A 26428-nucleotide genomic window follows, 5' to 3' on the forward strand; every position below is an offset into this window, starting at 1 on the left:
AATTCATTCAAATTATTTCGGGATAAGATGGGGGGGTTTACAGAACTATTAGGATTGCAATGAACTCAGGCCTCAATAAAGTAGCCCTTGTCACAGGAGCTGGAACGGGCATCGGGAAAGCAGCGGCAAAAGCGCTTTTGCAGGGTGGATTTCGTGTTGTCCTGACCGGCAGAAACATTGAGAAACTCAATGCAGCCATTGAGGATATTGGCGGGAATAAGCAAAATTGCCTCGCACTAAGCTGTGATGTTGGCAATCCAGAGCAAGTAAAACACTTATTTTCAGAAATCCAAAAACAGTTTGGCCGCATTGATGTACTTTTTAATAATGCTGGCATGGGTGCTCCAGCAATTCCCATGGAAGAGTTAAGCTACGAGCAATGGATGAATGTCGTTAACGCCAATCTCTGCGGAGCCTTCTTATGCTCTCAAGAAGCTATCCGCATGATGAAGGCCCAATCTCATCAGGGAGGTCGAATCATTAATAATGGCTCAATCTCTGCGCATGCGCCACGCCCGATGGCTGCTCCGTATACCGCAACCAAGCATGCAATAACTGGTTTAACCAAATCCATCGCATTAGATGGTCGACCATTTAATATTGCTTGCGGTCAAATTGATATTGGCAACGCGGGCACTGAAATGACTATCCCGATGGCTGCTGGTATTTTGCAACCTGATGGCTCAAAAAAGGTGGAGCCACTCATGGATGTGGATCATGTTGGGCAAGCTGTCTTGCACATGGCTCAACTACCCTTAGAAAGCAATATTCTTTCAATGACCATCATGGCAACCAATATGCCATTTGTTGGTCGAGGTTAATTAAGGCCTAATCTGATCAATCAATAATCGGGCATTAGTAGTGCCGACCTTGATTGTTTGGGGTGCAGATATCAAGTCCCCAGATTCTGGCATCGCCATCCCTGATTTTGAGATCCGCACTTCAACTGATACCTCAGGCAATTGAGAGATCAATGCATTCGGGCTCATTGCCAAAGAATCATTGAGAACAAAACTGATTGGAAATGCCGTAACTGCGGTTTTGAGCACTGCTACTGGCATACGCTCACCCGGCTTACGAGCGATCACCATCAAGGTGTCGCCCGCCTTCACTTTCGATTCAAGTGCAGACAATATTCCCACCCGCCCACTCACTCCTTGATTGCTGATCACTGGCGCGCTCGCTGGTGCAATCCCTCCCTTGTTGCGTGCTTCAGCAATAGACGAGGCAATTGCACGAGCTTCATCCGTATCGGGAGGTAGCTGTATTGCTATTTTTTCCCAAGACTGTACTGCAGCTTTGTAGTTTTGCACATTAAAAGCTGCCGTACCAGAAAGCCATAGAGCCAATAAATTATTTGGATCCAGAGCCAATGCTTTATTAATTAATTGCTGCGGCTTGCCGGCAAAATTACCATTTGCATTTGCCGCCAACACATCGGCATAGTCCGCTAGTAATTGTGGGTCAGAGTCAATAAAAGAGCCTGCGCGAACATAAGCATTGGCAGCTTCAGCATTGCGACCCAGAATTCGATAGGAGCGCGCTAACATGGCCCAACCCTTGAGATTGTCTGGGTCTTTCTCCATCTTGGCAGCAAACTCCACAATCATCTTTTCAACAGACTCTTGAGTCATTGGCTTTTCAGTGCTCTTTTCAGCGATCCGAGAAGCATCGCCAAGATAAAAATAAAATCCTGATGAGAGCAACACTACAAAAAGACAAAGTCCAATGATGGTTTTCTTAGTTGAGCCCAGCACTGCAAGATCATCCGCCTCATCCGTATCCTGGAAAAGTCGCTGACGCATTTCTGCATGAGTCTGCTCATAACTATCACCATCCACCCTGCCCGCCAAACGATCAGCATCAAGCTTATCTAACTCTTCTCGATAGATGGCTGCATTCATCTGACGACGCGATGTTGCAGACTCCCTTTCCGGGAAAAATAAGGGGCGCAATAACAGAACCAAGACCAAGATCAACAATAAGGCGGCGGGAATTAAAAAACTAGTCATGTGCATTTTCTGTTGAACTGGATTTTGCATCCCGAAGAAGCGCATCAATGCGACGATTATCTTCTTCGGATAAGGTGGCGCTAGGCATACTCTGATTTCTGCGACGCAGATAAACCATAAGGCCAATAATGCCAGCAAGCAGAATCACAAAGGGGCCTATCCATAGGAGCCAGGTAATCGGCTTTACAGGTGGTCGATATAAAACAAAATCACCGTAACGCTCAACCATAAAATTCCGAATCTGCTCGTCCGTCTTACCCTCATTAATCAGAATACGAATTTCTCGACGCAAATCATTTGCCAAATCAGAGCGAGAGCCTGCAAGCGATTCATTTTGACAAACTAGACAACGCATTTCTTCTGAAATCGTAATGAGGCGTTGCTCGGTAACCGGATCATCCGCAAGTGCAGCAGCATCTTTAGCAAAAGAACTATTCATCGCACAAAAAAGCGCAATGGTCGCAAAGGCAGACAGGAGAAGTTTTTTCAAAATCACTTGAGCTCGCCCAGCAAAGGAATAATCTTCTTATTAAGCAATTCCATCGTAATTGGGCCAATATGCTTAAAACGAATCACTCCAGCCTTATCAATGACATATGTCTCTGGAACACCATACACACCATAATCAATCCCAACACGACCGTTGGCATCAAAGGCAGATAAAACGTAAGGATTACCTTGGCGAGCAAGCATTGCCATAGCATCGTCACGCTTATCTTTGTAATCCAAACCAATAATCGGTGCTACCTGTAACTTGCCTAGTTCAACGAGAACAGGATGCTCTTCACGACAAGCGACACACCAAGAGGCCCATACATTCAAAATCCAGACCTTACCTCTCATACTCTCGGGTGAAAAGGTTTTTTGAGGGTCTGCCAGCTGCGGCAATTCAAAAGCAGGAGCCTGCTTACCAATGAGAGGGGAAGGCACCTCATGCGGATCACGATTTAAGCCTACCGCTAAAAATCCAACCAACACTACAAACAATAGAAGTGGAATTAAAAACTTGGCTTTCATGCTGCCACTTTCTTCAACTTCATGCGATAACGTTTATCCGACATGGCCAGTACGCCGCCCAGTGCCATCAACAAGCAACCACCCCAAATCCAATCAACAAAAGGCTTGTAATAGACCCGCACTGCCCACGCCTTATCGTCCAACTCCTCACCTAATGAAACGTAGATATCTCTAGTCAGGCCTGCATCAATCGCCGCCTCGGTCATTGGCATTGTTGAAGAAAAGTAGCTACGCTTTTCAGGGTACATCGTGGCTTCTACTTTGCCATTGCGGGTCAGCAGGAAAGTCCCCTGCATAGCTTTGTAGTTTGGGCCAGGAACTGCGTTCACACTCTGAAGCTGAATTTGGTAACCACCAACACTAACGCTTTCACCTGCAAGCATGCGCACATCTTTTTCTTCTTGATAAGCACCCACCATGGTGACCCCAATCACAAAGACCGCTATACCGAGATGCGCCACCTGCATGCCGATAAATGAACGCGTAGGTTTGCCTGCTTTTGCTTGGCGAATAATTTGCATTACTCCTGAAGCAATGACCCAAAAAACCAATAAGAAACCAAGGCTACTGAGCCAAGTAAACTCACCCATGGCAAATGGAATCAAGGCGGCAGCAATCACTGCCACTAGGGCTGCAATCCATAAGCGCTTAATCACATCCAAGAGATTGGAGTTCTTCCAGCTAGTCCAAGGCCCAATTCCCATCAATACCAATAGAGGAATCATGATGGGCACAAAGACGCTATTAAAGTATGGAGGACCTACTGAGATCTTTCCTAAATGGAGGGCATCAATCAGTAAGGGATAAAGCGTACCCAAGAGCACTGATGCAGCAGAGACCACCAAGAAAACATTGCCCAACAAAATAAAAGTTTCGCGGGATGTGAAGCTGAACTTACCTCCAAGCGTACTCTTTGGAGCGCGCCAAGCGTAAAGAGTTAAAGAGGAGCCCACAACCAATACTAAGAAAATCAGAATAAAGATGCCGCGCTTGGGATCGGTCGCAAATGCATGCACTGAAGTCAGGACTCCAGAACGCACCAGAAAGGTCCCCAGAAGTGAAAGCGAGAAGGCAGTAATTGCCAACAACACGGTCCAACTCTTAAAGCCGCCGCGCTTCTCAGTAACGGCTAAAGAATGGAGCAAGGCAGTACCAACCAACCAAGGAATGAACGAGGCATTTTCAACGGGGTCCCAGAACCACCAGCCACCCCAACCTAATTCGTAATAAGCCCACCACGAACCCAAGGCAATACCAAGCGTTAGAAATACCCAAGCAGCAGTCGTCCATGGACGTGACCAACGCGCCCAAGCGGCATCAAGACGACCAGATAATAAAGATGCAATTGCAAATGCAAATGCAACTGAGAAGCCAACGTAGCCCATGTACAACATGGGCGGATGAAAGACTAAGCCCGGATCTTGTAAAAGCGGATTTAAAGAGCGCCCATCCTGAGCGGCTGGTAAGAGTCGCTCAAACGGATTGGAAGTCATGAGAACAAACAAGAGCAGGCCGGTGATGACTAAGCCTAAGACCCCGATCACTCGAGCGACCATAAATTCATCTAAAGCCTTAGAAAGCTGGGCCACTAAAAATGTCCAAGTCGATAGCAAGAAAATCCAAAGCAATAAAGAGCCTTCATGACCGCCCCACACCGCACCTAAGCGGTAAATAACGGGCATTAGTGAGTTTGAATGCTCTGCTACATAAAGGACAGAAAAATCATTCGAGTAAAAGCTCCAGGCCAAAATCACAAATGCAATAGCGAGTAATAGGAAAACGGTTTGTGCAGCAGGTCTTGCCAACAGAATCCATTCGCGTCGACCTTGATGGGCGCCAACCAATGGCAGGATCCCTTGAATGATGGCAATGCATAAGGCCAGAATTAATGCGTAATGCCCAAACTCAGGAATCATTATTTATTTCCATTTTTTTGAGCTTGCTCTAAAGCATGCTTAGCCTCTGGAGGCATATAGTTTTCATCATGCTTAGCTAATACTTCGCTAGCAATAAATTGCCCATTTGCATTGAGACGGCCTTGAATAACTGCGCCCTTACCCTCTTTAAATAAATCCGGAAGAATACCGGTGTAGGCCACAGGAATATCTTTCACCATATCGGTAATCACAAAGTTCACTATTAGGCCATCCCGCTTAACCGATCCATCCTTGACCATGCCACCAATTCGGAAAGTCTGGCCAGCTGGTGATTTGCCAGAAGCTACTTCACTTGGGGTTACGTATAAAGCAATGTTGCTGTTTAGGGCATTCAAAATTAATACTGCCGCAATGCCAATGGCAATGAGCGCACCAACAATAATGGCTGCTCGTTTATGTCTTGGTTTCATTCACCACCCTTTTGCTCAAACCGCTCTGCCATCACCTCACGCTGCAGCCTACGCACAATCGACTTATGGCGCGCGCGAACAGCCAGAGGCTCCAATAAGAGCACCAAGGCACAAACACCGAAGCTGCACCACACATACAGGGCATAACCACCCATCGCAAAGAATTCAGCCGGACTATTCCACATCAACGCTTTACCTCGTTTAATTGCTTAACCCAATCAGTATGAGCCTCACGCTCCAAAATGATGGCGCGCGCACGCATTAACCCTACTGCAATTGAGTACATCCAGAAGCATAAAGCCATCAACAACATTCCCCAGAGCATTGTCTGAGCCATCGCCGGAGCTTTAGTTAATGAAACGGAGGCGCCTTGATGCAAGGTATTCCACCACTTCACTGAAAAATAAATAATAGGCACATTCACTACACCAACTAAGGCCAGTATTGCCCCTGCTTTATCAGCGCGGCGAGTATTGTCAATGGAAGCTTGCAAGGCAATAAATCCGAGATACAAAAAGAGCAAGATGAGTTCGGAAGTTAAACGCGCATCCCATACCCACCAAGCACCCCACATGGGCTTACCCCAGAAAGCACCAGTCCACAAAGACAGAAAAGCCAGCCAAGCACCGATGGGGGCTAAGGCCTGAGCCATCATGGCTGATAGGCGCGTATTAAATACCAAACCTAATCCAGCCCAAGCAGCCATCACTAGATAGATAAACATCGACATCCAGGAGGCCGGCACATGAACAAAAATAATGCGGTAACCCTGGCCCTGCACTGCATCCACGGGTGCCACAAAGAAACTCACCCATAAGCCAGCGGCGCCAAAAATAAACGTGAGCGCCCAAAACCAAGGAATCAATTTTCCAGCAAGCGGATAAAAGGTACTTGGGCTCGAGAATTTGAACCAATTCATGATGCGGCTAGAGGATAAATTATTTACATTACTCATTCGATGGCAATCTTTACAGCATTAGCACTAACCCAAGGCATAAATGCTAATGCCAAAATGAATAAAGCGCCCAATAGGGAAAAATGTCCTGTGATATCAAGGCCCACGCTGCTAGCGTAGACAGCGCCAGCCCCAAAAATCAATACTGGAATGTAGAGCGGCAATATCAGAAGACTCATCAAGATGCTGCCACCCCTCACCCCGAGAGTTAAAGCTGCGCCAATCGAGCCCAATAAGGACAGAACTGGCGTCCCCAGCAATAATGCCGCCATCAGCACTTCCAAGGATTGGGCATCCAAATCAAACTGAATGCCAATCACAGGTGCCAATAAAACTAAGGGAAGCCCACACACTAACCAATGGGCAATAATCTTGCCAAATACCAAGGCCGTAAATGAATTCGGAGACAAGACTAATTGCTCCAAGGTGCCGTCGGCGTAATCAGCCGCAAACATACGCTGCAAACCAAGTAATGTAGAGAGTAAGGCAGCCACCCAAATGACGCCAGGCGCAATCTTTCTCAGCAAGGCGGTATCGGCACCAATGCCTAATGGGAATAAGCTGGTCACAATCACAAAGAAAAATAATGCCGTTAAGACCTCACTCTTGCGACGCATCACCAGCAATAGATCGCGATGAACAATAGCTATAAAGGCTCTCATAAATCTAAAACTCGCAGACCGGGTATGGTTAGTGACTGATGACTTGTCAGCACCACCAGCCCATTACCCTCAAGATGCTCCGCTATCAAGCCTTCCAACTCCTGCACGGCATGGGTATCCAAGGCATTAAAAGGCTCATCCAAAATCCAGACTTGCGCCCGTCGCGTCACCATGCGCGCCATCAAGACCCGTTTTTTCTGACCCGCAGATAAACAGTTCACAGGTAGATCTTCGCGCCCCTTAAGGCCAAATCGCCAAAGGGCGGAGAAGGCATCTTGCTCAGAAAGTGCAATGCCATCAATCGCAGCATACATACGCAAATTTTCGATGGCACTGAGATCTTCTTTCAGGGCATCACGATGACCTAAAAATAAAAGTTTGCTGTGATATTCAGGCGCTTCTTTTTTAATGGAACGGCTATTCCAAAAAACTTCTCCAGACTCAGGGGAAGCCAGGCCAGTAAGTAAACGTAATAGACTCGTTTTTCCAACTCCATTCTCACCACGCACATGGACGCACTGACCAGCAAATACCTGCAAGTGAAGACCTGAAAAAAGTTCTCGCTCACCTCGCACGCAAGATATCTTCCGAGCCTCAAGGGCCGTGGCTGAAGATGCTGGGAAGGAGGAATTAGTGGCTGTCATCGAAAGAAATGGCTTGAATCAAACCACTCAAGCATTGTCTAAGACCCACTTGGGGCTGTCAAACAAGCTAAAAACGGCATTTAAAGAATAAATTTCTTTTAATTCAATTGCTTAGCAGATTATAAGCGGAGTGGGCGGGAAGCATTCATCGCCTAAACATGCCGCCATACAAACTTAAAGCCATTATTTACGGGAATCCGAGGGTTACCCGCCCTCTGAAGCCATTTAAGGGAGCGTTGCAACTGACAGGCCCTGAACCTGATATTGACTAATGAGATCTGCCACCAACCCAGATCTAATAAATTCTGCCACACAAGCATTCAAAAACTCAATCGATTCTATGTGGGATTTTTGAGCAGCAACTGCCTGCTGTATTCCGGTGAATTGACCATCCAAAATTCTTGATCCAGGGATATCTTTAGAGACCAAAACTAGGCCCGTTTTCAATCCGGCTAAAGCATCTAATTTTTCGCTGACAAATAATTCTGTGCTGGCTTTCACACTGTCAGCATGAACTAAGCGGGCATATTTGAGGTTGCGTTGCAACCAAAGGTCATAAGCACTCTTATCAAAAGATGCAATTCGAATGCCTGGCTGATCTACCTGCGACAGATCCACAATGGGTGAATGAGCAGGCACCAAGTAAGTAGCTTCTAGTTCGACATGTGCAGGCGTGAAGGTAATCTTTTGAGCGCGAGCGGGATCAGAACCCAATAATGCGATGCCGCATCTTCCGCTGACTACAGCCTCAACCACCTCAGCCTGGGTATTAAAGCCCATCAGGCTTAACTCCACACCCAAATGCTTTGCAATGGCTCGACAGATATCCGGCGAGATACCAGTCGGCTCACCAGAGGGTGATCGACCAGTAACCAATAAGAAATTGCCCAAGTACACCGCAGCAGATAGAACGCCATTAGGTGCGAGCTGCTCCAATACTTTAGGTGAAACGCTATTCAAACAGATCTCCAAATTTTTATCAGTCACCGAAACTATAACTAAGTAGAAATAAAATGAACTAGGATTTCCAAAAGAGATTGACCTTCTGCGGCAATGCTGTCTTTAACGTAATGGATTTCTTCTGAACTAGCCCTTGATAAACTCCCTCCAGTAGGTACTCGCCCGCAGGTAAATTAACGAGCATGTAGGGGCCATCTGCTTGCGCATCAAATATGGCCTGACTCTTAGCATTCAGAATTTTGATCTTTGCACCAAAAATCCAAACACCACGACCATTTTCTATTTGAGATAACTCCAGCAATAGAGGCCATTGCTTCGCCTCTGCCAAAATCGCCTGTGATTCCTCTTCACCTACCCCACCTGAGATATAAGAGATTCCTTGGGAGTATTGAGTGTCGGGAATTTGCGCACACACTACTGAAGAGCAAGTGAGGCAGATTGCACAAAGAATTGAGTTGATGTAGAAGTTCATATGAGCCTCTTTTAATTAGCGTAAGTGCTTGTAATTCATTCTACAGTTAAGCGACTGAATTTAGTAGTCGAGTGGAAAGTAAAGAGCCCCGCACAGGCGGGGCTCTTCAACAATCCATGTCATTAGACCTTATGTTCGGTAACCCACATTAAGGTGTAATAACAATCGCACCTGAAACTTTTCTTCCCTCTGCTGCTTTATGCGCCTCAGCCGCTTGTTCGAGAGAGAACTTGGCACCAATTTGTACTTTTACTCGACCTTGAGCAATTGCATCAAATACTGCGCGGGCATTTTCTTGCAATAGCTCAGGTGTAGCGTTGTGTGGAAATACAGAAGGTCTAGTTAAGAATAGGCAGCCCTTCTTATTCAGAATTTCTGGGTGAATATCCGGCGCTGGGCCGGAGGCAGCACCGAACAAAGCCACAGTTCCAAATGGCGCAGCACAATCGAGGGAACCCAAGAAAGTAGTTTTAGCAACTGAGTCATAAACAATATTTGCCTTGCGTCCACCGGTTGCCTTAATCACTTCTTCAACCCAATTCGGCTTTGAGTAATCGACTACTGCATCGCATCCCGCTTCTTTAGCTGCAGCAAACTTAGCTTCAGATCCTACAGTTCCGACTACAAAAGCGCCCAATGATTTGGCCCAACCCGCTAAGATTTGACCAACACCACCAGCAGCGGCATGAACCAGCACGACGTCTCCAGATTTCACTTTATACGTTTTCTGAATCAAGTATTGCGCAGTCATTGCCTTGAAGAACACGGCGGCGGCAATCTCATCAGACACATTGTCTGGCACTGACACCAGCTTATCTACCGCAACATTGCGCGCACTAGCATAAGCACCGATACCAGCATTCATGTACATCACGCGATCGCCCAGCTTGAATCGAGTGACACCTTCACCAAGGGCCTCGACCACGCCAACTGCCTCGTGACCCAAACCTGTTGGCAATTCCAAGGGGTAAACACCTGAGCGCTGGTACACATCAATAAAGTTAAAGCCAATTGCAGTTTGACGAAGTTGTACTTCGCCCCTTGCTGGAGCTGGCAGCTCTTTATCGATTAACTGAATCACATCGGCGCTACCGAGTTCTGAAAGACTAACAATTCGAGCAGTTGTCACAAGTCACCTTATTATTTTTATGTAAAAAATTATCTTACTGCAAGCGAAGAGGATGCAATCTCATCTTCCTCAACAACAGCCCATGTACTATCCCCAAGCTTTTTGACAGCCATGGAATAAGTCCAAGCATCGGGAATACCGCAACTCCACTGATCCGGGCCGTTTTGAATCAACACATTTGTACCAATGCGACTATCAAAATACAAGTGGTAGGTTTTACCATGCAGAGGGTTAAAGCTGAATTTGGCGCTATGGACCATTTCTGTAGCATCTAATCGCGCCTGAAGTGAACGCGCCTGCTTCATTAACACTTCAGCCTGCTCCATAATGCGGTCGTATTCGAGCTTTGCATTTTGGCGAGCGACGTTAACTGCTTTGTCTTTTTCTTCTAGGACTTTAATCGGCGCAAATACTGGTGCACCCACTTCCATAGGATATTCAATACCGGCATGCCGTGCTGGATCGGTGTCTTCAATTCTCATGGCTATTTAACCTGCTGATTTATATAGCGAAAGTGTGACACAAATTCACAAAATGCGTCGTAGCACCCTACGGGCGGGATAAACCCGTTACAAGGAGTTCAAACCCCCTAAAAGCCCTTTGGCATGCGCCTGGATTGCCTGCTGATCTGGATCGCTAATTCGAGACAAATTTGCAGTCATCAAGCGGGTCCGTGGGCTTGCCTCAAATTGAGTCCGATGTTTAATTAAGAAATTCCAATAGAGATTAGTCATTGGGCAGGCACCCTCCCCAAACCGAATGTCAGGCTTATATTGGCAAGAGCCGCAGTAGTTGCTCATTCTCTTAATATAAGCGCCACTGGCAATATAGGGCTTACTGGTAAAGCGGCCACCGCTCGCAAATAAAGCCATTCCAGCTGTATTGGGTAACTCCACCCATTCAATCGCATCAACATAAATTGCAAGATACCAATCACAAACATCTTTTGGCAGAATTTCTGCGAGCAAGGCAAAGTTACCCGTCACCATGAGGCGCTGAATATGATGAGCATAGCCATACTGCAGAGTTTGCCCTATCGACTCCTGCATGCATTTCATTTTTGTTTTGCCATTCCAATACCAAGCAGGCAATCGATTCTGGTGATCATAAAAATTATCCAACGCCATTTGAGGCATATCGAGGTAATACATGCCACGAACAAATTCTCGCCACCCTAAGATTTGACGAATGAATCCCTCAACAGTTGCAAGCTCCAGGTCGTACTTTTTCCAGGCAAACAAAACAGCATCAATCACTTCTCTGGGATTAAGTAACTTCAGGTTCAGAGAGCTGGATAACAATGAGTGCCAACCAAAAGGCGTATCAGTCCACATCGCGTCTTCATAAATACCGAAAGTTGCCAGTCGATGCTCAACAAATCCCTCGAGTGCTTGAAGTGCTTGCTGGCGAGTCACCGGCCATTGAAAGTGCGCCAGTGACCCAGGATGATCTGGGTATCGCTCTTCCACCTCAGCTAGAACCACTTTGGTAATCTCATCTGGCGAAAATAATTCTGGGGGTGGAATTAATCCAGGACCTTTCTTTGGAAAGGGCTTGCGATTGTCTCGATCAAAATTCCACTGCCCACCTTCTGGGTTACCGTCCTGATCCATCAAGATCCCATGGGTTTTGCGCATCAGTCTGTAGAAGTACTCCAGTCGTAATTCTTTTTTATTGGCGACCCATTCTTTAAATTCTGGATGCGCGCAATAAAAATGGGTGTCCTGTCGTACCTCTAGAACAATTTTGAGCTCCAAAGCCAAAGCCTCAGTGGATTGCTTTAGTCGCCACTCCCCTGGCTCCACACACACGAGGTGCGTAAATTTTCCGTCAATGATTTTGGTTTTGAGCTCTTCCGAAATGCTCTTGGGAGAATGCTCAATATAGGCAAGAGGAAATCCTTGGGCCTTAAGATACTCGGCAAAGTGCCGCATGGCCGATAAAAATAAAGCAATCTTTGCTTTATGAGACCAAACATGTTGCGCCTCATTGGCAGACTCCACCATCAGCACTTCATCTGTCTTGGGGTTGAAATCTTTTAAGGCGGCGCTATCTATATCTAGTTGATCACCCAAAATCAGTATGAGCTTTTTCAAACTGATCTTCCTTGCCGACAAATAAATAAGAAGGGGAAGTGCATCATCAATTAGCGCTTATAAAAACTGAGGGTCACTTCGCCCAAATCAATTCCGAATTTGCTCATTTTGGCTTTATTCAGCATGACTTTAGGTGTCACCAAGTACATCCAGTCATTAAATTGCACATGATAGATCGTGCCATCTACAGGCAAGGCCAAGGTGTAAGCCCAATTGAGGGCATTCCCAGCTGATTCTCCTAGCGCCTCACCCACCACATCATCTGCCTTACCAATATATTTACCAGGGGCAGTTTCAGTCAGAGTCCAAATACGCTTTTGCTTAGTGCCATCAGAGTATTCAAAACTCTCATCGAGGGTGCCGACTTTTTTACCGTCGATGACCTTCCACTGCGCAACTAAGAGCACGGTAAATCGTTTTTTCACCTCGCCACTGCGGTCGGTAAAAATTCCATAGGCATCTATCGTGCCATTGAAGTACTCACTGAGGTCTAGGCTTGGTTTCTCGTTAGCGTACTGCGTTACAGAAGGTGATGAGCAAGCAAATAGACCCGTGACTACAAAAACTAGGGCCATCGATTTTGCAGCGATATAAGTTTTACGCATTTAACATGCTCCTGAAATGAGTGGTGGTGGACAGCCCTGTCCTAACAATTCTGTTCTGAGTTTGGGTGCAGTCGTTTTTGAATCTAGCCAAATACCAAAAAAGGCTTTTGCAAAATCAGCGCCCTGGATCTGGGATATTTTTTTACCCTCGTAAAAGAAACTGGTTCCCTGCCTCGGGATATAAACAGCAGCAATAGTCTGGCCAGGCTCTACATTGGGAAGAATAGCTGCCAACTCTTTACCCCAAGATGCTGCTTGAGCATCACTTGTACCTAAGTTTTTCATCTCTTCAGCCGTGCGGTTAGCAATTGCTTCGCCTGAGAATGATCTTTGGTACTTTAGCTCAAGAGCAAACTCTTGAGAATCCTTAGTTGCACCACGATACAGATTCGCATCGTAAACATGAAATCCCCAAAAGTTCAGTCTGCCTAACCCCTGCAACTGAGTTTGACCCATCATGGTTTTAATATGCGGAGGCTCCTTAGCAAAACTCATTGGGGTGGTTATATTAAGAGCCAAACCAATTAATAAGGTACGCGGGAGCTTCATAACTTATCCTTTGTTATTCACGAGTCGCAAAGCAAACGGCCCTAGTAGCGCTGAAATCGCATGGCGATGCTTTGCAAAGAATCGATAACCCACATTCCAAACAGGTATAAGTGCAGGCCTAGAAAAAAGCCATGCAAGCTTAGGTAGATTGGCGCGACTATAGGCCGCGGAAAATACTTCAACACCTTGAATCATCTCACCATCATCGTATTGCGCACACATAGAGGCCAGCGCTTGATTGCAGGAAACACCTACACTCTCAGGAGAATATTGATCTGAATTAATGTCTACAAAGCTCAGAAAGCCCGCTTGATTACGCCCAGACAGAAATTGAATCTCAGCCTGACATAAAGGGCAAAGGCCATCATAAAACATGGTGAGCTTTTTCATGGTGCTGATTTTTGCTTGTACTGAGTTGCACAGTAAGCGCGAGTGACCAACTTACTACGCAGAGCGACGTGCTTGGTTGCCCTGCCCGTTACCCGTTTACGCCACAATTCAAATGAGTTACGCTTAAGTTGCTTTCTCATCAAAGCAATCACTTGAGGCTCGGAGTACCCAAAAGTAGCCTCAATAGCATCAAAAGGTGTGCGATCTTCCCAAGCCATCTCAATTAATCTCGAGAGATCAGCTTCTGATAGCGTTTGGGGTAGGCGCGTTGTCATCAAGCAAGTTTAAGACTTATTCAATAAACTGGCTGAGACTCCATTCACCCCCTTTATTGATGCCATTAATCCCCATACCCTTCCGCGCACTTGTCATTGGCTCCTCAGGAACCATTGGGTCGGCCTTTCTCGAGCTACTGAATAGCGATCCAGCATGCTCGGCAGCCATTGGCATTCATCGAAACTCTATCAGCCCAATTGACTATCAAGACCTCAGCACGATTGAGCGTGCAGCCAAGGCTCTAGCTGGAGAGGCGCCATTTCAGTTAATCATTAACACCACTGGGATATTGCACTCTAGCGATTGGATGCCAGAAAAGAAACTGGATGATCTCAATGCTGAGCAATTGCAGATGTTGATGCAAATTAATGCCATCGGTCCAGGATTAACAATTAAGTACTTTTCTAAGTTACTGGATCCTAATCAATCCGTCATGGCTACACTCTCCGCCAAGGTCGGGAGCATTGAAGATAATCGCCTCGGCGGGTGGTATAGCTATCGTGCCTCTAAGGCAGCACTCAATATGTTGATCAAGACAGCATCAATTGAATTCTCCAGAACCAAACCAAACACCGCGCTGGTGGCACTCCATCCAGGGACTGTGAACTCTCGCTTATCAAAACCGTTTAAGGGTGAGCAAATTGGCCGACCTCCCTTAGATGCTGCTAACGATATTTTGAATGTTCTTCTCTCCCTGAATAAAGAAGATTCAGGGAGCTTCATCACTTACTCTGGCGAAAGACTACCTTGGTAGCTAACAACACAAGATGACCTATTTTTCCCATATTTTTCTTGTGCTACTCATGCTTGCCGGAGTGCAAACTACTACCCTCGCTCAAACTGAGTTCGCTAACGCGATGCAAGATGGTCAACATGTTTTACTCATGCGTCATGCTGATGCGCCTGGGTATGGCGATCCTCAGGGTTACCAGCAAAGCCAATGTTCTACACAACGCAATCTAGGCGAGCGTGGCAGGAAACAATCTCAGGCCACTGGAGATTGGCTATCAAAGCAAGGCATTTCTAAGGCACAGGTCTACAGCAGCCCTTGGTGTCGTTGTGTTGACACTGCAACCCTTCTCAATAAGGGTACAGTTAAAAAGGAGGTGGCACTTGGGTCTTTCTTTGATGATATGAGTCAGGCTAAAAAACAGACTGAAGATCTAGCAAAGTTGATTCAGGCTGAGCGTATTCAATACCCAAAAGCACCAATCATTATGGTGACCCACCATGTCAACATTCAATCCTATGTTGGCGAGGTTGTTAACTCAGGTGATATGGTCTTAGTCAAAGTCAATTCCTCGGGTCAAGCCGTGTCTCACAAGCTCTACCGCAGTCCCACCAGCCTATAACTTCATTCATCCATCCCTTCATCACTACTTAAAGAGCATCCATGTCGACTGAATTACCTCTAAATGTTTTAGGCCAGCCACTGGTTCCCTGCTCCTTTGATCCTTTGACAGGATTTTTTAGAGATGGTTGCTGCAAAACCAATGAACAAGATCTAGGCAGTCATTTGGTTTGTGCGATTGTCAGCAATGACTTTTTGCAATTTAGCCTTAAGCGCGGCAATGATCTGATTACCCCAAGGCCGGAGTACCAGTTTCCAGGGCTGATTGCAGGTGATCAATGGTGCCTCTGTCTCAATCGCTGGATCGAAGCTCTAGAAGCCAACTGTGCGCCGATGATTAAGCTAGAAAGCACCCACATCAAAGCTTTGGAGAAAGTCTCTCTAGAAGTCCTAGAGCAATACGCAGCTGTGGAACAGTTATAAAACCCTGTTAAGACGAGAGCCAACGCTTGCGGTAGATTCTCTGAGAATCGTGGTCTTGAGTTTGCTTGGCCACATTGAAGGGTCTACCTCCCCTAGGGTCAGTGCCGCGTCCAGCGATATACAGCCAATTACCCTGATTACTGTAAACGTCATAATCTATTAACTGGGATTCAAACCAGGCTGCGCCAGCACGCCAGTCACCCTGCATATCGTATATCCAGTAACTTGCCACAATCTGACGCATCCGATTGGAGAGATAACCGCTTTGATGTAATTCGCGCATACCTGCATCCACTAGTTCAGCGCCCGTATTACCGGTACGCCATTGCTCAAAGCTCGTAGCATAGGATGGCTTTACAGGCACGCCTGTTAAGCCACCTGCCCAATACAACTTCTGACCGTACTTAAAGTGAAGAAAGCGGAAATAGTCACGCCATAGCAATTCAAACCAAAGCCAATAAGTACCATCATTAGCGCCATAACGATCCTCATAGTCACTTAATTGCGCTGCTATATCGCGCGCTGAGAGGCAGCCCAAGGCAAGCCATGCCGAAAACTTACTGGAGTAATCCATTCCAATGAGTTGATTACGAGTCTCCTTATAACTATCAGGCAAACGCCGCTCAAGATATTGCTCGAGGTGGGCCTGCGCATGACAGGATCCCCCTAGTAAATAGGGGTGAGTGAATGATGAAGAGGTAGAAATTCCCTGGCTTGTGCTTTGAGTCAAACTTGAGGCCAGCTCAGGAATACGCTGGGGAGCATCTATTGGCTTAGCAAACTTCAATTGCGCCCTCTCAACCTCACGACGAAATGCAGTAAATACATCAGGCATTTTTTCCAGCTCAAATGGGAAGGTCTGGGGATCCAGCATGCTAGATTGCCAGAACTCTTGAACATCAACACCCTGCTTCTGCAAAATTCGCACTTGCTCAATTTCTTCAGGCGCTTCGATTTGTTCGCAGTAGATTACATCGGCAGCATAAACTTGAAATAGTCCCAGCAATACTTCTGCTGACCTACCAGAAAACTCCAGCAAGTCTGAGCCCTGTGCTCGTAACTGAGACCCTAAGTCATCCAAGGATGCCCTTAAGAAAGCCTGCTGATGAGTCCCTTGTCGCTTGAAGCCATAGACTGTTTCCTGCTCTTTTAAGTCATGGATGTAAACCGGCAAAAGATGGTCCGCATTTAAGCAAGCTTGTGTAAATGCCGGGTTATCCGCTAAACGCAAATCATTGCGAAACCAGTAAATCAATGTACTCATAGATTACGCTAAGTCTTGCTGCCAGATTTTTTCGAGCGGCAGGCATCAGAGCAATATTTGACCTCATCCCAATTTTTAGCCCAAGACTTACGCCAGGTCATCTCTTTGCCACAGACGAGGCAAGTCTTGCTGGGCAAAAAAGATTTATTACCCTTAAAACCTACTTTTTCAGATCGAGACATACCTACCTTTAGAAAAACGAATAGACTCACATGCATACCACATGCTTGAGACAGCCCTTGAAAGCTTTTTATACCGACCACTATGTTTTACCACTTCCACCGGGGCATCGCTTTCCGATGGAAAAGTACAATCAGTTACGAGACCTCGTCAACAGTCTAGAGGGAGTCGAGCTTGTGGAGGCACCAGCTGCTTCGGATACGCAGATTCTCTATGCCCATGACCCCCACTATCTAATCAAAGTCATTTCAGGAAGCCTTAGTCCAAAAGAGCAACAGCAGATTGGCTTTCCTTGGAGTGAGCTCATGGTGGAGCGCTCTAGGCGCTCGGCTGGCGCTACTATCGCAGCCTCCAAAGCCGCCTTAAATGAAGGCTTAGCAGCAAATCTTGCAGGTGGTACACACCACGCCTATCGCAATATGGGTAGCGGCTTCTGCGTGTTTAATGATTCAGCAATTGCAGCAAGGGTATTGCAAAAAGAAATTTATCCAAAACTCAATGTAGCCATTGTGGATTTAGATGTGCACCAAGGTAATGGCACTGCAGCTATTTTGCAAAACGATTCTTCAATATTTACCCTCTCCATCCATGGTGAAAATAATTTCCCATTCACCAAAGAACAAAGTGATTTTGATATTGGACTACCCAATGGATGCGAGGATGACGATTACCTAAATGCTGTGAATCAAGGCTTAGAAATGCTCGATAGATTCAAGCCTGATTTCATTATTTATCTAGCTGGCGCTGATCCACATGAAGGAGATCGACTGGGAAAACTCAGTGTAAGCAAAGAGGGAATGCGTAGGCGAGATGAATGTGTTTTTCAGTACGGCTTAGATCGCCAAATCCCAATTGCATTTAGCATGGCTGGCGGCTATGGCAAAGAAATTCAATCAACCGTGGATATTCATTTTCAAACCATTCAAACTTCACTTCGATACCAACAACAATTTTCTTAAATCAATTTTTCTTTGCTGGCAGAGTATTCAGAGTTTTTGCATCATTAAGCTGCTTGTCTACCAAATATAGCGTGCCGCCATAGTTCGCCTGCAGGTCGTAGCCAGATAAACCCACTGTGTAGATTGAAATATAGGGATTAAATGAGCGCACAATTCCGCCAGAACCCGCAGAGAAATTGGCATCAACATCCATGCCACCGCGCTGCCCATCAATAGAAGTTAATAAAAACTGATCAATGGCATCGGTATTTTTAAAGGCAATTACTTGGTATTGCTCCTGATAACCTGCGCCAACCCCCTCGCCCGTTTTCATTTCCTCCATAAATACTGGTTCGGGGCGACGCTTATCGAAGAGCACGCCCTCACCTCTAGCAAGAACTAGCAATACAACGTTGACGTTGGTCGTATTGAAGACAGCATAGCCCGGAGCAGCCTCGATCTCTTTTTTCAAAGCTGGATTTTGCTTGATCAAAGCAGCCAAACCTGTCTTAGACATCGTCAGCGTAGCTTGTCGTTTCTGAAGGATTTCTTGGGCCGTTAAAGGCTTCCCTTTACCTCCAGTAGACTGACAGCCGACCAGAATGAGCGCACAAAAGACGACCAATAACCTTGAAACCAATAGCATACAAGCCTAAATGAATAGATATGAATTTCATATTTTATATGGTTTACAGAGCTATTAAGGCACACGATGATCCTAAATACCCACCAAAGTCATCGCCTTTATATCCAGGTCTAGATAAAATACGAGCTCTATGTATCACGCTCGATTCTTCGTTCTCTTAATTACTTTTTTCACACCATTCATGACGTGGGCAATCGATTTGCAACCAAACGATATTGTTGCCCCTCTACCCAATAAAAATTACGTCACAGTGAGTTACCTGAACACCGAGAACAACACGCTATACAGAAACGGAAGTGTTGCCTCAAGTGGCGCCGTTATTGATACCCAGAGTGCGATTTTTCGCGGCACCAGAACATATGATCTCGGCAGCCTGCCAGCGGTCAGCTTTATTCAACTACCCTATGGCTCCATTCAACCAGGGGGCTCACTAGCAAGCCAAGCAGGAAATACTGGGGTTGGTGATCTCACTATTGCAACAGCGATATGGCCGTATCACAACAGAGCCATCAGAACCTACCTTGGCCTAGCAGGATACCTTATTAGTCCCACTGGCAGTTATTCCAGTCAGCGTGCCTTTAATGTTGGTGAGAATCGCTTTCGCACGGACCTACAGATGGGCTTTCAAACGCCGATCACTTCCAATGTGGATGGCATGATTGCGGTAGACACTATGTGGTTTGGCGGCAATAGTCAATGTGCAGCCACCTGTAATTCGTTAATCAATGTATCACTCAATCAAAAGCCCCTGACCACTACGCAACTTGGCCCAATTTATCGCATCAATGAGATCTTTACCGTGGCAGCCTCTTACTTTTACGTAACTGGTGGCACAACATCAATTAATAACAACTATCAAAATAACGTTGCCAATACACAAAGATTCTTATTAAGCGGGCAAGCCCACACACCAATTGGCAGAATCTCTTTGCAGTATGGTCGAGATACGGAAATCAAAAACGGTTTTGTTCAAACGCGCTTACTTGCTATCCGACTCATGAAAGAGTTTTAATTACTAAACAATACTTATTAGCATTACTTAATACTGATTAGATTTGTAAGCAGTCCAGTATTTCTGCATCTCAATAAATAGAAATGAGGCAGACCAGGTAATTAAGATGAAGCCAGTAAGCGCTTCAACTCCAGTTAAGTATCTCAAGTAGCCCTGAGCCACAATCTCACCGTAGCCTAAAGTAGTAAACGTGACAAAAGACAGATAGGCACAGTCTAGCAAGATGCCATGACCTGAAAGCTCACCAACAAGTCCACCCATGACGGGGAACTGCAAGGTAAAAAAGTAACCCAAGGCAAAAAGCCAAATCTCTAGAACATGCGCCATAAAAATAGCACCAACTCCAATCAGAACCCTAAAGCGTGGGGCAATATGCGCCACCTTAGGCAAGATTTTGTCTAATTGAAAAAGTGCCTCGTAGTGCATCAATATCGCCACAAGAGCTAATGATCCATTAATCACAAAGGCAGTAATAAGTAACATAGAAGAAATTATCCCTCATTTTCAAGGGGATTTCTCATCAGCCAGTGATAACGGTATCGCCTTTCAAGACGTCCACTCTGGCAAAGTATTTTTTTGCGTAAGCGAGCAGCTGTCCATCGGTAGGATGATCCACAGTTTCAATGCCGACTACTTTTTCAGCCGTCAAATGATCATGTTTTGTGGCATGTTTCATCAGCTCTAATTTGGCTGAGCCTGGACCAACAATCAAAATCTCCTTGGATTCTTTGACAGCTTGAATCACTTCATGCAAATAATGTTCATCTGGTCCAGCATGGGCACCACTTACATTCCCGCTTTTATGATGAATATTTTTATGGGTAGACCTTGTCTTAATCACTTCGCTCTCACTTGCAGTGGGGTTGAAATAAATAACATGCGCTTCTTGATGGTCAATCCAAATTACTGAGTGATTAAATGACATATTTTCTCTTTCTAATTAAAAAACGGGGTAGTAAAAAACAATAAAAATGACTAATCCAAAATAAGATCATGGCTAAATAAGTGCACAGAACCATCTACAGCATGGCCGTTCAAAATCTTTTGCTCAGCAATCGAAAGGAGCTTTAATTGATGCGTTTTAAACAATTGCATGGCATTTGTTTCAACGCCATCTGGATCCAAATCCTGAAGTGCTTCATAACTAAAGCTACATTGAAGAGCTTTGCCATCTAGGATTGCTGGATAAGAGACGTCACCATTTTCTAAAATGGCTGCAGGGCCAACGAATTCAAGTTTCATGGGGGCTCACTTTATTAAAAATAATCAAATAACATTAATATTTTGAAACCTATGGGCAAAGTGTACTTGATATACATCAAAAACTTTACCCTTAGCTAGCGTGCATCCATCTTTCGCTGTGCCAAAAAGTTTTGAGCGGTTCTCGCCAAATGAATATCATGGTTTTTGCTTAAGACTGTAGATCGCCTCAGAAGGTCCTCGGCAGGGATATTGAGAACCGAATCATTGCTCACAAATAGAATTTGATTCATTCGATCATCTTCCACCACCAACACGGATGGGTAAGCAAATACTCGATCGATTCGCTCTTGATAAATCTGATTCAGTCCCGCTGCACCAGAAAAGTTAATCAGCAAAAGACCGTCTGGCTTTAAGCATGCCAGGCAACTAGCATAAAAATCTTCGCTACAAAGTTGAGCCGCCTGCCCTAGCTTGGTATAACCATCTACCAGCAATACATCAAATGTTTCCTCAGTACCTCGTAAATAAGCTGCGCCATCTGCTTCCAGCACCTTAAAGTGGATTCCATTTTCTGGAACATGGAACTTATCCTTAAGTGCAATTACTTTAGGATTATTTTCCAAAACCAAAATAGATGATTCTGGCAAGTAATGATGGCAATACTTAGCAAGTGAGCCTCCACCTAAACCAATCATGGCAATACTTTTAGGATTGGGATGAAAAAGTAGAAAACCCATCATGGTTTCGGTATAGCTCACCACCAACCGAATGGGGGCCTGAATATCCATCAGGCTTTGTGTGGACTCGCTATCAAAATAGAGTGCTTTGAACTTATTACTTTCGACGATATAAGGCTCGCCTTGTGTACCGTCAAACTTTTCCTTTAACTTGGATAGACCAATCTTCAAAGCATGTAAGCTGGGTGTGCCAATAGCCGTCATTAGCGGTCCACCATGACAGCAGAAAAATTAGGGGCGCAAGATAAATGAATCATGCCCCATGATAAGGGTCAAGATGCTTAGTACCTCAAATTAGGTTAGCAATACCTCGCGAAAGTCATTCACATTTGTTCTGGTGGGTCCTGACACTATTAATGATCCAATTTTTTCAAAGAACTCTGCTGAATTATGTTGTCTTAAAGCATCAAGCAGCGAGAGGCGTGCAGATTTAGCTTGTCTGGCAGTATCGGGCCCATAAATTGCTCCTGCACTAATCTCGGACCCGTCAATGCCGTCACTATCCGCAGAGAGGGCATAAATTCCCTTTTTCCCTTTAATCGTATTAGCAAAACTGAGTAAAAATTCTGTATTTCTTCCTCCACGACCTGAAGAGCAACCAGTGACAGTAGTCTCTCCACCACTGAGCAATAACATTGGCCCAGTGTGTCCATTTTTCAACTTTGACATCTGCATTGCAATTTGACCAATAGTTTCACCAACTTCTTTTGCTTCGCCCTCTAGAGAATCGGACAATATGATTGCCTTGATGCCTTTCAGCTGAGAATAAGCTTGAGCTGCCTTAAGTAAATCACTTGACGAAGACATGACGATGGGAGGAGCCGATTGCGCGAAAATTTGATTGGAAGGCTTTAATGTCTCCAAGTCGCCGTTGAGTAATTTTTCTCTAATGGAGTCTGAAATAGTAATCTGGTATCGCTCAATAATTTCTAATGCGTTCTGGCAGGTCGTTGCATCCGGCAAAGTTGGGCCACTAGCAATAATTCCAGGATCATCCCCAGGAATATCGGACACAAGATAGGTTGTGACCCTCGCTTCTTTGCAGAGCTCTAACAATCTTCCACCTTTAACTTTAGATAAATGCTTTCGAACACAATTCATCTCATGAATATTTGCGCCTGAAGCCAATAGTTGGCGGTTAATATCCCTCTTGTCATTTAAAGATATGCCATCTGCAGGTAGAGGCATCAGAGCTGATCCCCCGCCAGAAAATAAGCAGATCACGTGATCATCTGGCTTAATATCAGACAACATACTCAGCATGGCATGTACCTCCTTATCACCTGCATCATCAGGCACTGGATGGGCGGCCTCGACAACCTGAATTCTTTCGCAGGCAATTCCATGCCCATATCGCGTTATCACCCTACCTTCAATTTTGACAAAGTCTTCTGGACGCCAATATAGGTTAGCAGCATCCTCAAAAGACTTGGCCATTAAACCTGAAGCCTTGCCTGCGCCAATCACAATTAATCTTCCCTTTGGCGGAATCGGGAAAGAATCTCTTAAGGCTACAAAGTTTGGTTTAGCGGCCTCAATGGCGACATCAAACATATCTTTTAAGAAATTAATATTGCGATCTTGTTGTAATTCAGTTTTCATATTTACCCCGTATTGCGTAGTCCGGCAGCTATGCCATTAATAGAAATGTGGATACCTCTTTGTGCAGCTTCATTGTTATCGCCCTCACGACAACTTTTAATTAACTCAATTTGAAGATGATGTAACGGATAGATATAGGGCATGCGACGCTGAATAGATTCTGCTAACTCTGGCGCGTTAGCCAAACGTTTTTTATTTCCTGTAATTAACTCTATAGCAGCGGTTGTTTTATGCCACTCCGCCTGAATTCTTGAGAATATTTCTTGTCGTATTGTTTGATCCAAGACCAGCTCACCATATGCATCCGCTATCGACAGATCACTTTTTGATAAAGCCATATCAATATTCGAGATCAACGTTGTAAAAAAAGGCCACTCTGCATACATTCTCCTTAACAGTAAAATAGTTTCACCAGCCTTACCGTCTGCAGCCTTCTCAGTTAAGGCCTCAATAGCAGAACCCAAGCCGAACCAGCCCGGCAAAGTTAGGCGACATTGAGCCCAACTAAATCCCCAAGGAATTGCGCGTAGATCATCAATCTTCATACCTATCTTCCGAGAGGATGGTCTTGAGCCAAGATTTAATTTGGCAATCTCTTGAATTGGGGTGGCGGTAAAAAAATACTCTGCGAAACCTGGCGTTTCATACACTAGACTCTGGTATGCGCGCATGCTGTTTTCTGATAGCAGACTTGCCGTATCTAGAAACTCGACCGGTAATAGACTCACCTCAGAAAGCAAACTAGCTTCCAGGGTTGCCGATAGCAATACCTCTAAATTTCGTTTTCCTATCTTTGGGTTGGAATACTTTGAGCCAATAACCTCGCCTTGCTCCGTGAGGCGAATTTGACCTTGAACTGAACCTTGAGGCTGAGCCAGAATAGCGTCATAGCTTGGGCCACCACCACGTCCAACAGTGCCCCCTCTACCATGAGCCATTCTGAGTCGGATCCCCCGACCAACGCCATCCTTAAATACTGCGGACAAGGCGAGCTCAGCACGGTAAAGCTCCCAATTGCTGGTAAAAATTCCTCCATCCTTGTTGCTATCCGAATAGCCAAGAACAATGTCCTGCTCGGCACCAGATCGCTTAATCATTTCCAAGACGCCTGGAATGGCATAAAAGTCTTGAATAATTTGACTTGAGTTTCGTAAATCTTTGATAGTCTCGAATAATGGAGAGACAATAAGTTGGCACTGAGCAGAATTTTTTAGGGTGCCGCTGAGTAGTCCACTCTCTTTCTGCAACAACAAAACTTCCAGAAGATCGCTAACGGTTTCAGTATGACTAATGATGTAGTGCCGAATGGCCTCCTCACCATAGAGCTCTCTCAAGGTCTTGGCGACTGAAAAAATCTCCAGCTCTGCTTGAGTGAGCTCACTGTATGGGAAGTTAGGCACCCTAAGCATGCGAGCATCATTTAGGGCTGCCACTAGAATCGATTGCCTTTGCTCTTCCTCTAAGCTTAAATAATCTTGTTCAATTTCAGCGGCCTTGAGTAACTCAGAAATGACTTCCTCATGCTTATCTGAGCTCTGGCGCAAGTCGACGGTTGCCAGGTGAAAACCGAATACCTTAACGGACCGAATGAGCGAAGTAAGGCGCAGATCATTCAGAGCTTTTGGTGCGAATGCTTTAAGTGAATTTGCAATCACGTCTAAATCACCAATGAACTCTGAAGGAGTCATATACCGAATTGTTGCGGCACTATTACGTTCATCATCGCCACCACCCATTAAGTAACGCAAGGTTTCACTAAGGCGAAGATGCATTCCAACCAAAACCTTGCGATATGGCTCATTAACTCTATGAGCATTTCCATCGGATGATTTTTCTGCCAATGCCTTTAACTCTGGGGTCGTAGCAACTAAAAACTCGGATAAAGATAGCTCCCTAGTTAAAAACTGAATTCCCTTAAGGTAATGCTGAAAAATAAGCTTCCCATGGCTTCGCATTGCGTATTCCAAACTGCGAGCATCTACATTAGGGTTGCCATCTCGGTCGCCACCAATCCATTGACCCATTCTCAAAAATGATGAAGGCAACTCTTTTTTCAGCAATTGTTCAAGCTGCGCATATATTTTTGGAATTTCAGTTAAGAATGTAAATTCGTAATACGAAAGTACATTCTCAATTTCATCGGCAACCGTCAAAGTAGATCGGCGCAATAACCGGGTATGCCATATTTGAATAATTCGAGATTGAATTTTTAGGGCATTCGCCTCTAACTGCTCCTCTAATAGAAAATCTCTGTCGACTCCAGCATATAGGGCCTCTAGTTGAATCTGCTCGCGATCGGATAACAATTGCGCAATACAACGCTCTGCATCCAAGATGCTTTTTCTCTGAACCTCTGTAGGGTGTGCCGTCAAAATCGGTGAAATAAAACTCTCGTTTAAGGATTTGACTATCGCCTCATCATCAATGCCTGCTGAATGCAATCGATCAATGGTGAGTTTGATGCTTCCATTCTGAAACTCACCCATTCTGTCTTCCAACTCAAGCTGACGGGCAAAGTAGCGGTCCTCAGCTAAATTTTCTAAGTGGCTGTAATAAGCTAAAGCACGTAATACCGTATTGATATCGTCTGAGGATAGACCCCTTAAAACATTCAATAAGTTTTCTTTAGAGTTTTCCGGAGATTCTGAATACAGCTCTTTTGAATATCTCCTAAGATCCTCAACTACAGCATGAATACCGTCACCCTCCTGAATTCGAATGACGTCACCCAACATTCCATTCAACAAATCTACCTCAATGTTGAATTGCTCTTGGTTGCTACACCTCTTCACAATAGGGGCGGCAATCTCAGGAAAAATATGATGCAAGCTGGGCATACCTATGATGAGAGTGATAAGCCCTTAACCCTTCTGCCCAATTTCAAAGTTCGCCATCTTTTCAAGCGCCCTCACCATGGCGGAGTGATCCCAGGCTTTGCCACCGTGAGCGCTACAGGAG

General features: G+C 45.3%; 33 protein-coding genes and 1 pseudogene. 6 read left to right on the forward strand and 28 right to left on the reverse strand.

All coding sequences use genetic code 11. From position 1 onward, the window contains the following. Positions 1-59 precede the first annotated feature (59 nt). The gene (locus tag B7Y67_RS00830) at positions 60-821 is read left to right on the forward strand and encodes an SDR family oxidoreductase (protein WP_293596869.1); all 762 of its coding nucleotides are present in this window, start codon (positions 60-62) and stop codon (positions 819-821) included. Here the strand turns inward: B7Y67_RS00830 and ccmI are convergent, their stop codons facing one another. From ccmI to B7Y67_RS00920, 18 genes are all read right to left on the reverse strand, one after another. Further along, positions 822-2012: a c-type cytochrome biogenesis protein CcmI gene (ccmI, locus tag B7Y67_RS00835; RefSeq protein ID WP_293596870.1), complete on the reverse strand. Its 1191-nt coding sequence runs from the start codon at positions 2010-2012 to the stop codon at positions 822-824. Next, positions 2005-2508, reverse strand: coding sequence for a cytochrome c-type biogenesis protein (locus tag B7Y67_RS00840; protein ID WP_293596871.1), 504 nt, complete (start codon positions 2506-2508; stop codon positions 2005-2007). Before B7Y67_RS00840 ends, ccmI begins: the two co-directional genes overlap by 8 nt. After that, the gene (locus B7Y67_RS00845) at positions 2505-3029 is read right to left on the reverse strand and encodes a DsbE family thiol:disulfide interchange protein (protein ID WP_293596872.1); all 525 of its coding nucleotides are present in this window, start codon (positions 3027-3029) and stop codon (positions 2505-2507) included. Before B7Y67_RS00845 ends, B7Y67_RS00840 begins: the two co-directional genes overlap by 4 nt. Next, entirely contained in the window at positions 3026-4945 is a 1920-nt protein-coding gene (locus tag B7Y67_RS00850; RefSeq protein ID WP_293596873.1) for a heme lyase CcmF/NrfE family subunit, read from the reverse strand. Before B7Y67_RS00850 ends, B7Y67_RS00845 begins: the two co-directional genes overlap by 4 nt. Beyond that, the gene (ccmE, locus tag B7Y67_RS00855) at positions 4945-5376 is read right to left on the reverse strand and encodes a cytochrome c maturation protein CcmE (RefSeq protein ID WP_293596874.1); all 432 of its coding nucleotides are present in this window, start codon (positions 5374-5376) and stop codon (positions 4945-4947) included. The genes B7Y67_RS00850 and ccmE overlap by 1 nt, the downstream gene beginning before the upstream one ends. Beyond that, positions 5373-5561: a heme exporter protein CcmD gene (ccmD, locus tag B7Y67_RS00860; protein WP_293596900.1), complete on the reverse strand. Its 189-nt coding sequence runs from the start codon at positions 5559-5561 to the stop codon at positions 5373-5375. The genes ccmE and ccmD overlap by 4 nt, the downstream gene beginning before the upstream one ends. Beyond that, positions 5561-6331 carry a heme ABC transporter permease CcmC gene (ccmC, locus tag B7Y67_RS00865; protein ID WP_293596875.1) on the reverse strand — a complete coding sequence of 257 codons (771 nt, stop codon included), beginning with the start codon at positions 6329-6331 and terminating at the stop codon, positions 5561-5563. Before ccmC ends, ccmD begins: the two co-directional genes overlap by 1 nt. Next, entirely contained in the window at positions 6328-6993 is a 666-nt protein-coding gene (gene ccmB / locus B7Y67_RS00870) for a heme exporter protein CcmB (RefSeq protein WP_293596876.1), read from the reverse strand. The genes ccmC and ccmB overlap by 4 nt, the downstream gene beginning before the upstream one ends. Continuing rightward, positions 6990-7637 (reverse strand): cytochrome c biogenesis heme-transporting ATPase CcmA, encoded by a 648-nt coding sequence (gene ccmA / locus B7Y67_RS00875; RefSeq protein ID WP_293596877.1) that lies wholly within the window; start codon positions 7635-7637, stop codon positions 6990-6992. Before ccmA ends, ccmB begins: the two co-directional genes overlap by 4 nt. A gap of 225 nt (positions 7638-7862) precedes the next feature. After that, positions 7863-8597 carry a transporter substrate-binding domain-containing protein gene (locus B7Y67_RS00880; protein ID WP_293596878.1) on the reverse strand — a complete coding sequence of 245 codons (735 nt, stop codon included), beginning with the start codon at positions 8595-8597 and terminating at the stop codon, positions 7863-7865. A gap of 58 nt (positions 8598-8655) precedes the next feature. Beyond that, entirely contained in the window at positions 8656-9069 is a 414-nt protein-coding gene (locus B7Y67_RS00885) for a carboxypeptidase regulatory-like domain-containing protein (protein WP_293596879.1), read from the reverse strand. A 148-nt stretch (positions 9070-9217) separates the two neighbouring features. Further along, positions 9218-10198, reverse strand: coding sequence for a quinone oxidoreductase (locus B7Y67_RS00890; protein WP_293596880.1), 981 nt, complete (start codon positions 10196-10198; stop codon positions 9218-9220). A gap of 29 nt (positions 10199-10227) precedes the next feature. Then, positions 10228-10680, reverse strand: a complete 453-nt coding sequence (locus B7Y67_RS00895) for a DUF2452 domain-containing protein (RefSeq protein WP_293596881.1) — start codon at positions 10678-10680, stop codon at positions 10228-10230. 87 nt (positions 10681-10767) lie between these two features. Beyond that, a complete protein-coding gene (locus B7Y67_RS00900) occupies positions 10768-12294 on the reverse strand; it encodes a cryptochrome/photolyase family protein (RefSeq protein WP_293596882.1) in 1527 nt (508 codons plus the stop codon). A gap of 50 nt (positions 12295-12344) precedes the next feature. Further along, complete coding sequence (locus tag B7Y67_RS00905) at positions 12345-12899, reverse strand: DUF3833 domain-containing protein (protein ID WP_293596883.1); 555 nt, start codon at positions 12897-12899, stop codon at positions 12345-12347. Further along, the gene (locus tag B7Y67_RS00910; protein ID WP_293596884.1) at positions 12900-13448 is read right to left on the reverse strand and encodes a chalcone isomerase family protein; all 549 of its coding nucleotides are present in this window, start codon (positions 13446-13448) and stop codon (positions 12900-12902) included. A gap of 3 nt (positions 13449-13451) precedes the next feature. Beyond that, positions 13452-13838 carry a thiol-disulfide oxidoreductase DCC family protein gene (locus tag B7Y67_RS00915; RefSeq protein WP_293596885.1) on the reverse strand — a complete coding sequence of 129 codons (387 nt, stop codon included), beginning with the start codon at positions 13836-13838 and terminating at the stop codon, positions 13452-13454. Then, complete coding sequence (locus B7Y67_RS00920; RefSeq protein ID WP_293596886.1) at positions 13835-14113, reverse strand: TIGR03643 family protein; 279 nt, start codon at positions 14111-14113, stop codon at positions 13835-13837. Before B7Y67_RS00920 ends, B7Y67_RS00915 begins: the two co-directional genes overlap by 4 nt. A 59-nt stretch (positions 14114-14172) precedes the next feature. Between B7Y67_RS00920 and B7Y67_RS00925 the strand changes: the two genes are divergently transcribed. From B7Y67_RS00925 to B7Y67_RS00935, 3 genes are read left to right on the forward strand one after another with little or no spacing between them, the layout of a single operon-like run. Next, a complete protein-coding gene (locus B7Y67_RS00925) occupies positions 14173-14868 on the forward strand; it encodes an SDR family NAD(P)-dependent oxidoreductase (protein ID WP_293596887.1) in 696 nt (231 codons plus the stop codon). A 13-nt stretch (positions 14869-14881) separates the two neighbouring features. Then, a complete protein-coding gene (locus B7Y67_RS00930) occupies positions 14882-15466 on the forward strand; it encodes a histidine phosphatase family protein (RefSeq protein WP_293596888.1) in 585 nt (194 codons plus the stop codon). A gap of 41 nt (positions 15467-15507) precedes the next feature. Beyond that, positions 15508-15888, forward strand: a complete 381-nt coding sequence (locus B7Y67_RS00935) for a DUF2237 domain-containing protein (protein ID WP_215375462.1) — start codon at positions 15508-15510, stop codon at positions 15886-15888. 7 nt (positions 15889-15895) lie between these two features. On the opposite strand, the gene B7Y67_RS00940 is transcribed toward B7Y67_RS00935, so the two are convergent. Continuing rightward, positions 15896-17152 carry a DASH family cryptochrome gene (locus B7Y67_RS00940; RefSeq protein ID WP_293596889.1) on the reverse strand — a complete coding sequence of 419 codons (1257 nt, stop codon included), beginning with the start codon at positions 17150-17152 and terminating at the stop codon, positions 15896-15898. Positions 17153-17160: 8 nt separating this feature from the next. Beyond that, positions 17161-17334 (reverse strand): DUF2256 domain-containing protein, encoded by a 174-nt coding sequence (locus B7Y67_RS19465; RefSeq protein WP_363926777.1) that lies wholly within the window; start codon positions 17332-17334, stop codon positions 17161-17163. Between the two features lie 57 nt (positions 17335-17391). Here B7Y67_RS19465 and B7Y67_RS00945 point away from each other — a divergent pair, with 57 nt between their 5' ends. Then, positions 17392-18291, forward strand: coding sequence for a histone deacetylase (locus tag B7Y67_RS00945; RefSeq protein WP_293596890.1), 900 nt, complete (start codon positions 17392-17394; stop codon positions 18289-18291). Position 18292: 1 nt separating this feature from the next. On the opposite strand, the gene B7Y67_RS00950 is transcribed toward B7Y67_RS00945, so the two are convergent. Continuing rightward, complete coding sequence (locus tag B7Y67_RS00950) at positions 18293-18916, reverse strand: hypothetical protein (RefSeq protein ID WP_293596891.1); 624 nt, start codon at positions 18914-18916, stop codon at positions 18293-18295. Positions 18917-19046: 130 nt separating this feature from the next. Between B7Y67_RS00950 and B7Y67_RS00955 the strand changes: the two genes are divergently transcribed. Next, positions 19047-19928, forward strand: a complete 882-nt coding sequence (locus B7Y67_RS00955) for a transporter (protein ID WP_293596892.1) — start codon at positions 19047-19049, stop codon at positions 19926-19928. A gap of 27 nt (positions 19929-19955) precedes the next feature. Here B7Y67_RS00955 and B7Y67_RS00960 read toward each other — a convergent pair whose 3' ends face one another. The 7 genes and pseudogenes from B7Y67_RS00960 to B7Y67_RS00990 all read right to left on the reverse strand — a co-directional run. Further along, complete coding sequence (locus tag B7Y67_RS00960; RefSeq protein ID WP_293596893.1) at positions 19956-20411, reverse strand: ion channel; 456 nt, start codon at positions 20409-20411, stop codon at positions 19956-19958. 37 nt (positions 20412-20448) lie between these two features. Further along, positions 20449-20853 (reverse strand): translational machinery protein, encoded by a 405-nt coding sequence (locus B7Y67_RS00965; protein ID WP_293596894.1) that lies wholly within the window; start codon positions 20851-20853, stop codon positions 20449-20451. Between the two features lie 50 nt (positions 20854-20903). Beyond that, positions 20904-21170 (reverse strand): DUF1488 family protein, encoded by a 267-nt coding sequence (locus B7Y67_RS00970; protein WP_293596895.1) that lies wholly within the window; start codon positions 21168-21170, stop codon positions 20904-20906. 95 nt (positions 21171-21265) lie between these two features. Next, the gene (locus B7Y67_RS00975) at positions 21266-22072 is read right to left on the reverse strand and encodes a spermidine synthase (RefSeq protein WP_293596896.1); all 807 of its coding nucleotides are present in this window, start codon (positions 22070-22072) and stop codon (positions 21266-21268) included. A gap of 90 nt (positions 22073-22162) precedes the next feature. Next, entirely contained in the window at positions 22163-23470 is a 1308-nt protein-coding gene (locus B7Y67_RS00980; RefSeq protein ID WP_293596897.1) for a glycerate kinase, read from the reverse strand. A 2-nt stretch (positions 23471-23472) separates the two neighbouring features. Then, positions 23473-26307, reverse strand: a complete 2835-nt coding sequence (gene ppc / locus B7Y67_RS00985) for a phosphoenolpyruvate carboxylase (RefSeq protein ID WP_293596898.1) — start codon at positions 26305-26307, stop codon at positions 23473-23475. Positions 26308-26331: 24 nt separating this feature from the next. Further along, a pseudogene (locus B7Y67_RS00990) lies at positions 26332-26428 on the reverse strand (2-hydroxy-3-oxopropionate reductase); the annotation flags it as partial.

This window comes from Polynucleobacter sp. 35-46-11 (assembly GCF_002281105.1).

What these genes read in the sequence shown, in the direction of transcription:
- B7Y67_RS00830 (WP_293596869.1), top strand. Translation starts at nt 60, where the DNA reads ATGAACTCAGGCCTCAATAAAGTAGCCCTTGTCACAGGAGCTGGAACG.
- ccmI (WP_293596870.1), bottom strand. Translation starts at nt 2,012, where the DNA reads ATGACTAGTTTTTTAATTCCCGCCGCCTTATTGTTGATCTTGGTCTTG.
- B7Y67_RS00845 (WP_293596872.1), bottom strand. Translation starts at nt 3,029, where the DNA reads ATGAAAGCCAAGTTTTTAATTCCACTTCTATTGTTTGTAGTGTTGGTT.
- B7Y67_RS00850 (WP_293596873.1), bottom strand. Translation starts at nt 4,945, where the DNA reads ATGATTCCTGAGTTTGGGCATTACGCATTAATTCTGGCCTTATGCATT.
- ccmE (WP_293596874.1), bottom strand. Translation starts at nt 5,376, where the DNA reads ATGAAACCAAGACATAAACGAGCAGCCATTATTGTTGGTGCGCTCATT.
- ccmD (WP_293596900.1), bottom strand. Translation starts at nt 5,561, where the DNA reads ATGTGGAATAGTCCGGCTGAATTCTTTGCGATGGGTGGTTATGCCCTG.
- ccmC (WP_293596875.1), bottom strand. Translation starts at nt 6,331, where the DNA reads ATGAGTAATGTAAATAATTTATCCTCTAGCCGCATCATGAATTGGTTC.
- ccmB (WP_293596876.1), bottom strand. Translation starts at nt 6,993, where the DNA reads ATGAGAGCCTTTATAGCTATTGTTCATCGCGATCTATTGCTGGTGATG.
- ccmA (WP_293596877.1), bottom strand. Translation starts at nt 7,637, where the DNA reads ATGACAGCCACTAATTCCTCCTTCCCAGCATCTTCAGCCACGGCCCTT.
- B7Y67_RS00885 (WP_293596879.1), bottom strand. Translation starts at nt 9,069, where the DNA reads ATGAACTTCTACATCAACTCAATTCTTTGTGCAATCTGCCTCACTTGC.
- B7Y67_RS00895 (WP_293596881.1), bottom strand. Translation starts at nt 10,680, where the DNA reads ATGAGAATTGAAGACACCGATCCAGCACGGCATGCCGGTATTGAATAT.
- B7Y67_RS00905 (WP_293596883.1), bottom strand. Translation starts at nt 12,899, where the DNA reads ATGCGTAAAACTTATATCGCTGCAAAATCGATGGCCCTAGTTTTTGTA.
- B7Y67_RS00910 (WP_293596884.1), bottom strand. Translation starts at nt 13,448, where the DNA reads ATGAAGCTCCCGCGTACCTTATTAATTGGTTTGGCTCTTAATATAACC.
- B7Y67_RS00915 (WP_293596885.1), bottom strand. Translation starts at nt 13,838, where the DNA reads ATGAAAAAGCTCACCATGTTTTATGATGGCCTTTGCCCTTTATGTCAG.
- B7Y67_RS00920 (WP_293596886.1), bottom strand. Translation starts at nt 14,113, where the DNA reads ATGACAACGCGCCTACCCCAAACGCTATCAGAAGCTGATCTCTCGAGA.
- B7Y67_RS00925 (WP_293596887.1), top strand. Translation starts at nt 14,173, where the DNA reads ATGCCATTAATCCCCATACCCTTCCGCGCACTTGTCATTGGCTCCTCA.
- B7Y67_RS00930 (WP_293596888.1), top strand. Translation starts at nt 14,882, where the DNA reads ATGACCTATTTTTCCCATATTTTTCTTGTGCTACTCATGCTTGCCGGA.
- B7Y67_RS00935 (WP_215375462.1), top strand. Translation starts at nt 15,508, where the DNA reads ATGTCGACTGAATTACCTCTAAATGTTTTAGGCCAGCCACTGGTTCCC.
- B7Y67_RS00940 (WP_293596889.1), bottom strand. Translation starts at nt 17,152, where the DNA reads ATGAGTACATTGATTTACTGGTTTCGCAATGATTTGCGTTTAGCGGAT.
- B7Y67_RS19465 (WP_363926777.1), bottom strand. Translation starts at nt 17,334, where the DNA reads ATGTCTCGATCTGAAAAAGTAGGTTTTAAGGGTAATAAATCTTTTTTG.
- B7Y67_RS00950 (WP_293596891.1), bottom strand. Translation starts at nt 18,916, where the DNA reads ATGCTATTGGTTTCAAGGTTATTGGTCGTCTTTTGTGCGCTCATTCTG.
- B7Y67_RS00955 (WP_293596892.1), top strand. Translation starts at nt 19,047, where the DNA reads ATGTATCACGCTCGATTCTTCGTTCTCTTAATTACTTTTTTCACACCA.
- B7Y67_RS00960 (WP_293596893.1), bottom strand. Translation starts at nt 20,411, where the DNA reads ATGTTACTTATTACTGCCTTTGTGATTAATGGATCATTAGCTCTTGTG.
- B7Y67_RS00965 (WP_293596894.1), bottom strand. Translation starts at nt 20,853, where the DNA reads ATGTCATTTAATCACTCAGTAATTTGGATTGACCATCAAGAAGCGCAT.
- B7Y67_RS00970 (WP_293596895.1), bottom strand. Translation starts at nt 21,170, where the DNA reads ATGAAACTTGAATTCGTTGGCCCTGCAGCCATTTTAGAAAATGGTGAC.
- B7Y67_RS00975 (WP_293596896.1), bottom strand. Translation starts at nt 22,072, where the DNA reads ATGACGGCTATTGGCACACCCAGCTTACATGCTTTGAAGATTGGTCTA.
- B7Y67_RS00980 (WP_293596897.1), bottom strand. Translation starts at nt 23,470, where the DNA reads ATGAAAACTGAATTACAACAAGATCGCAATATTAATTTCTTAAAAGAT.
- ppc (WP_293596898.1), bottom strand. Translation starts at nt 26,307, where the DNA reads ATGCCCAGCTTGCATCATATTTTTCCTGAGATTGCCGCCCCTATTGTG.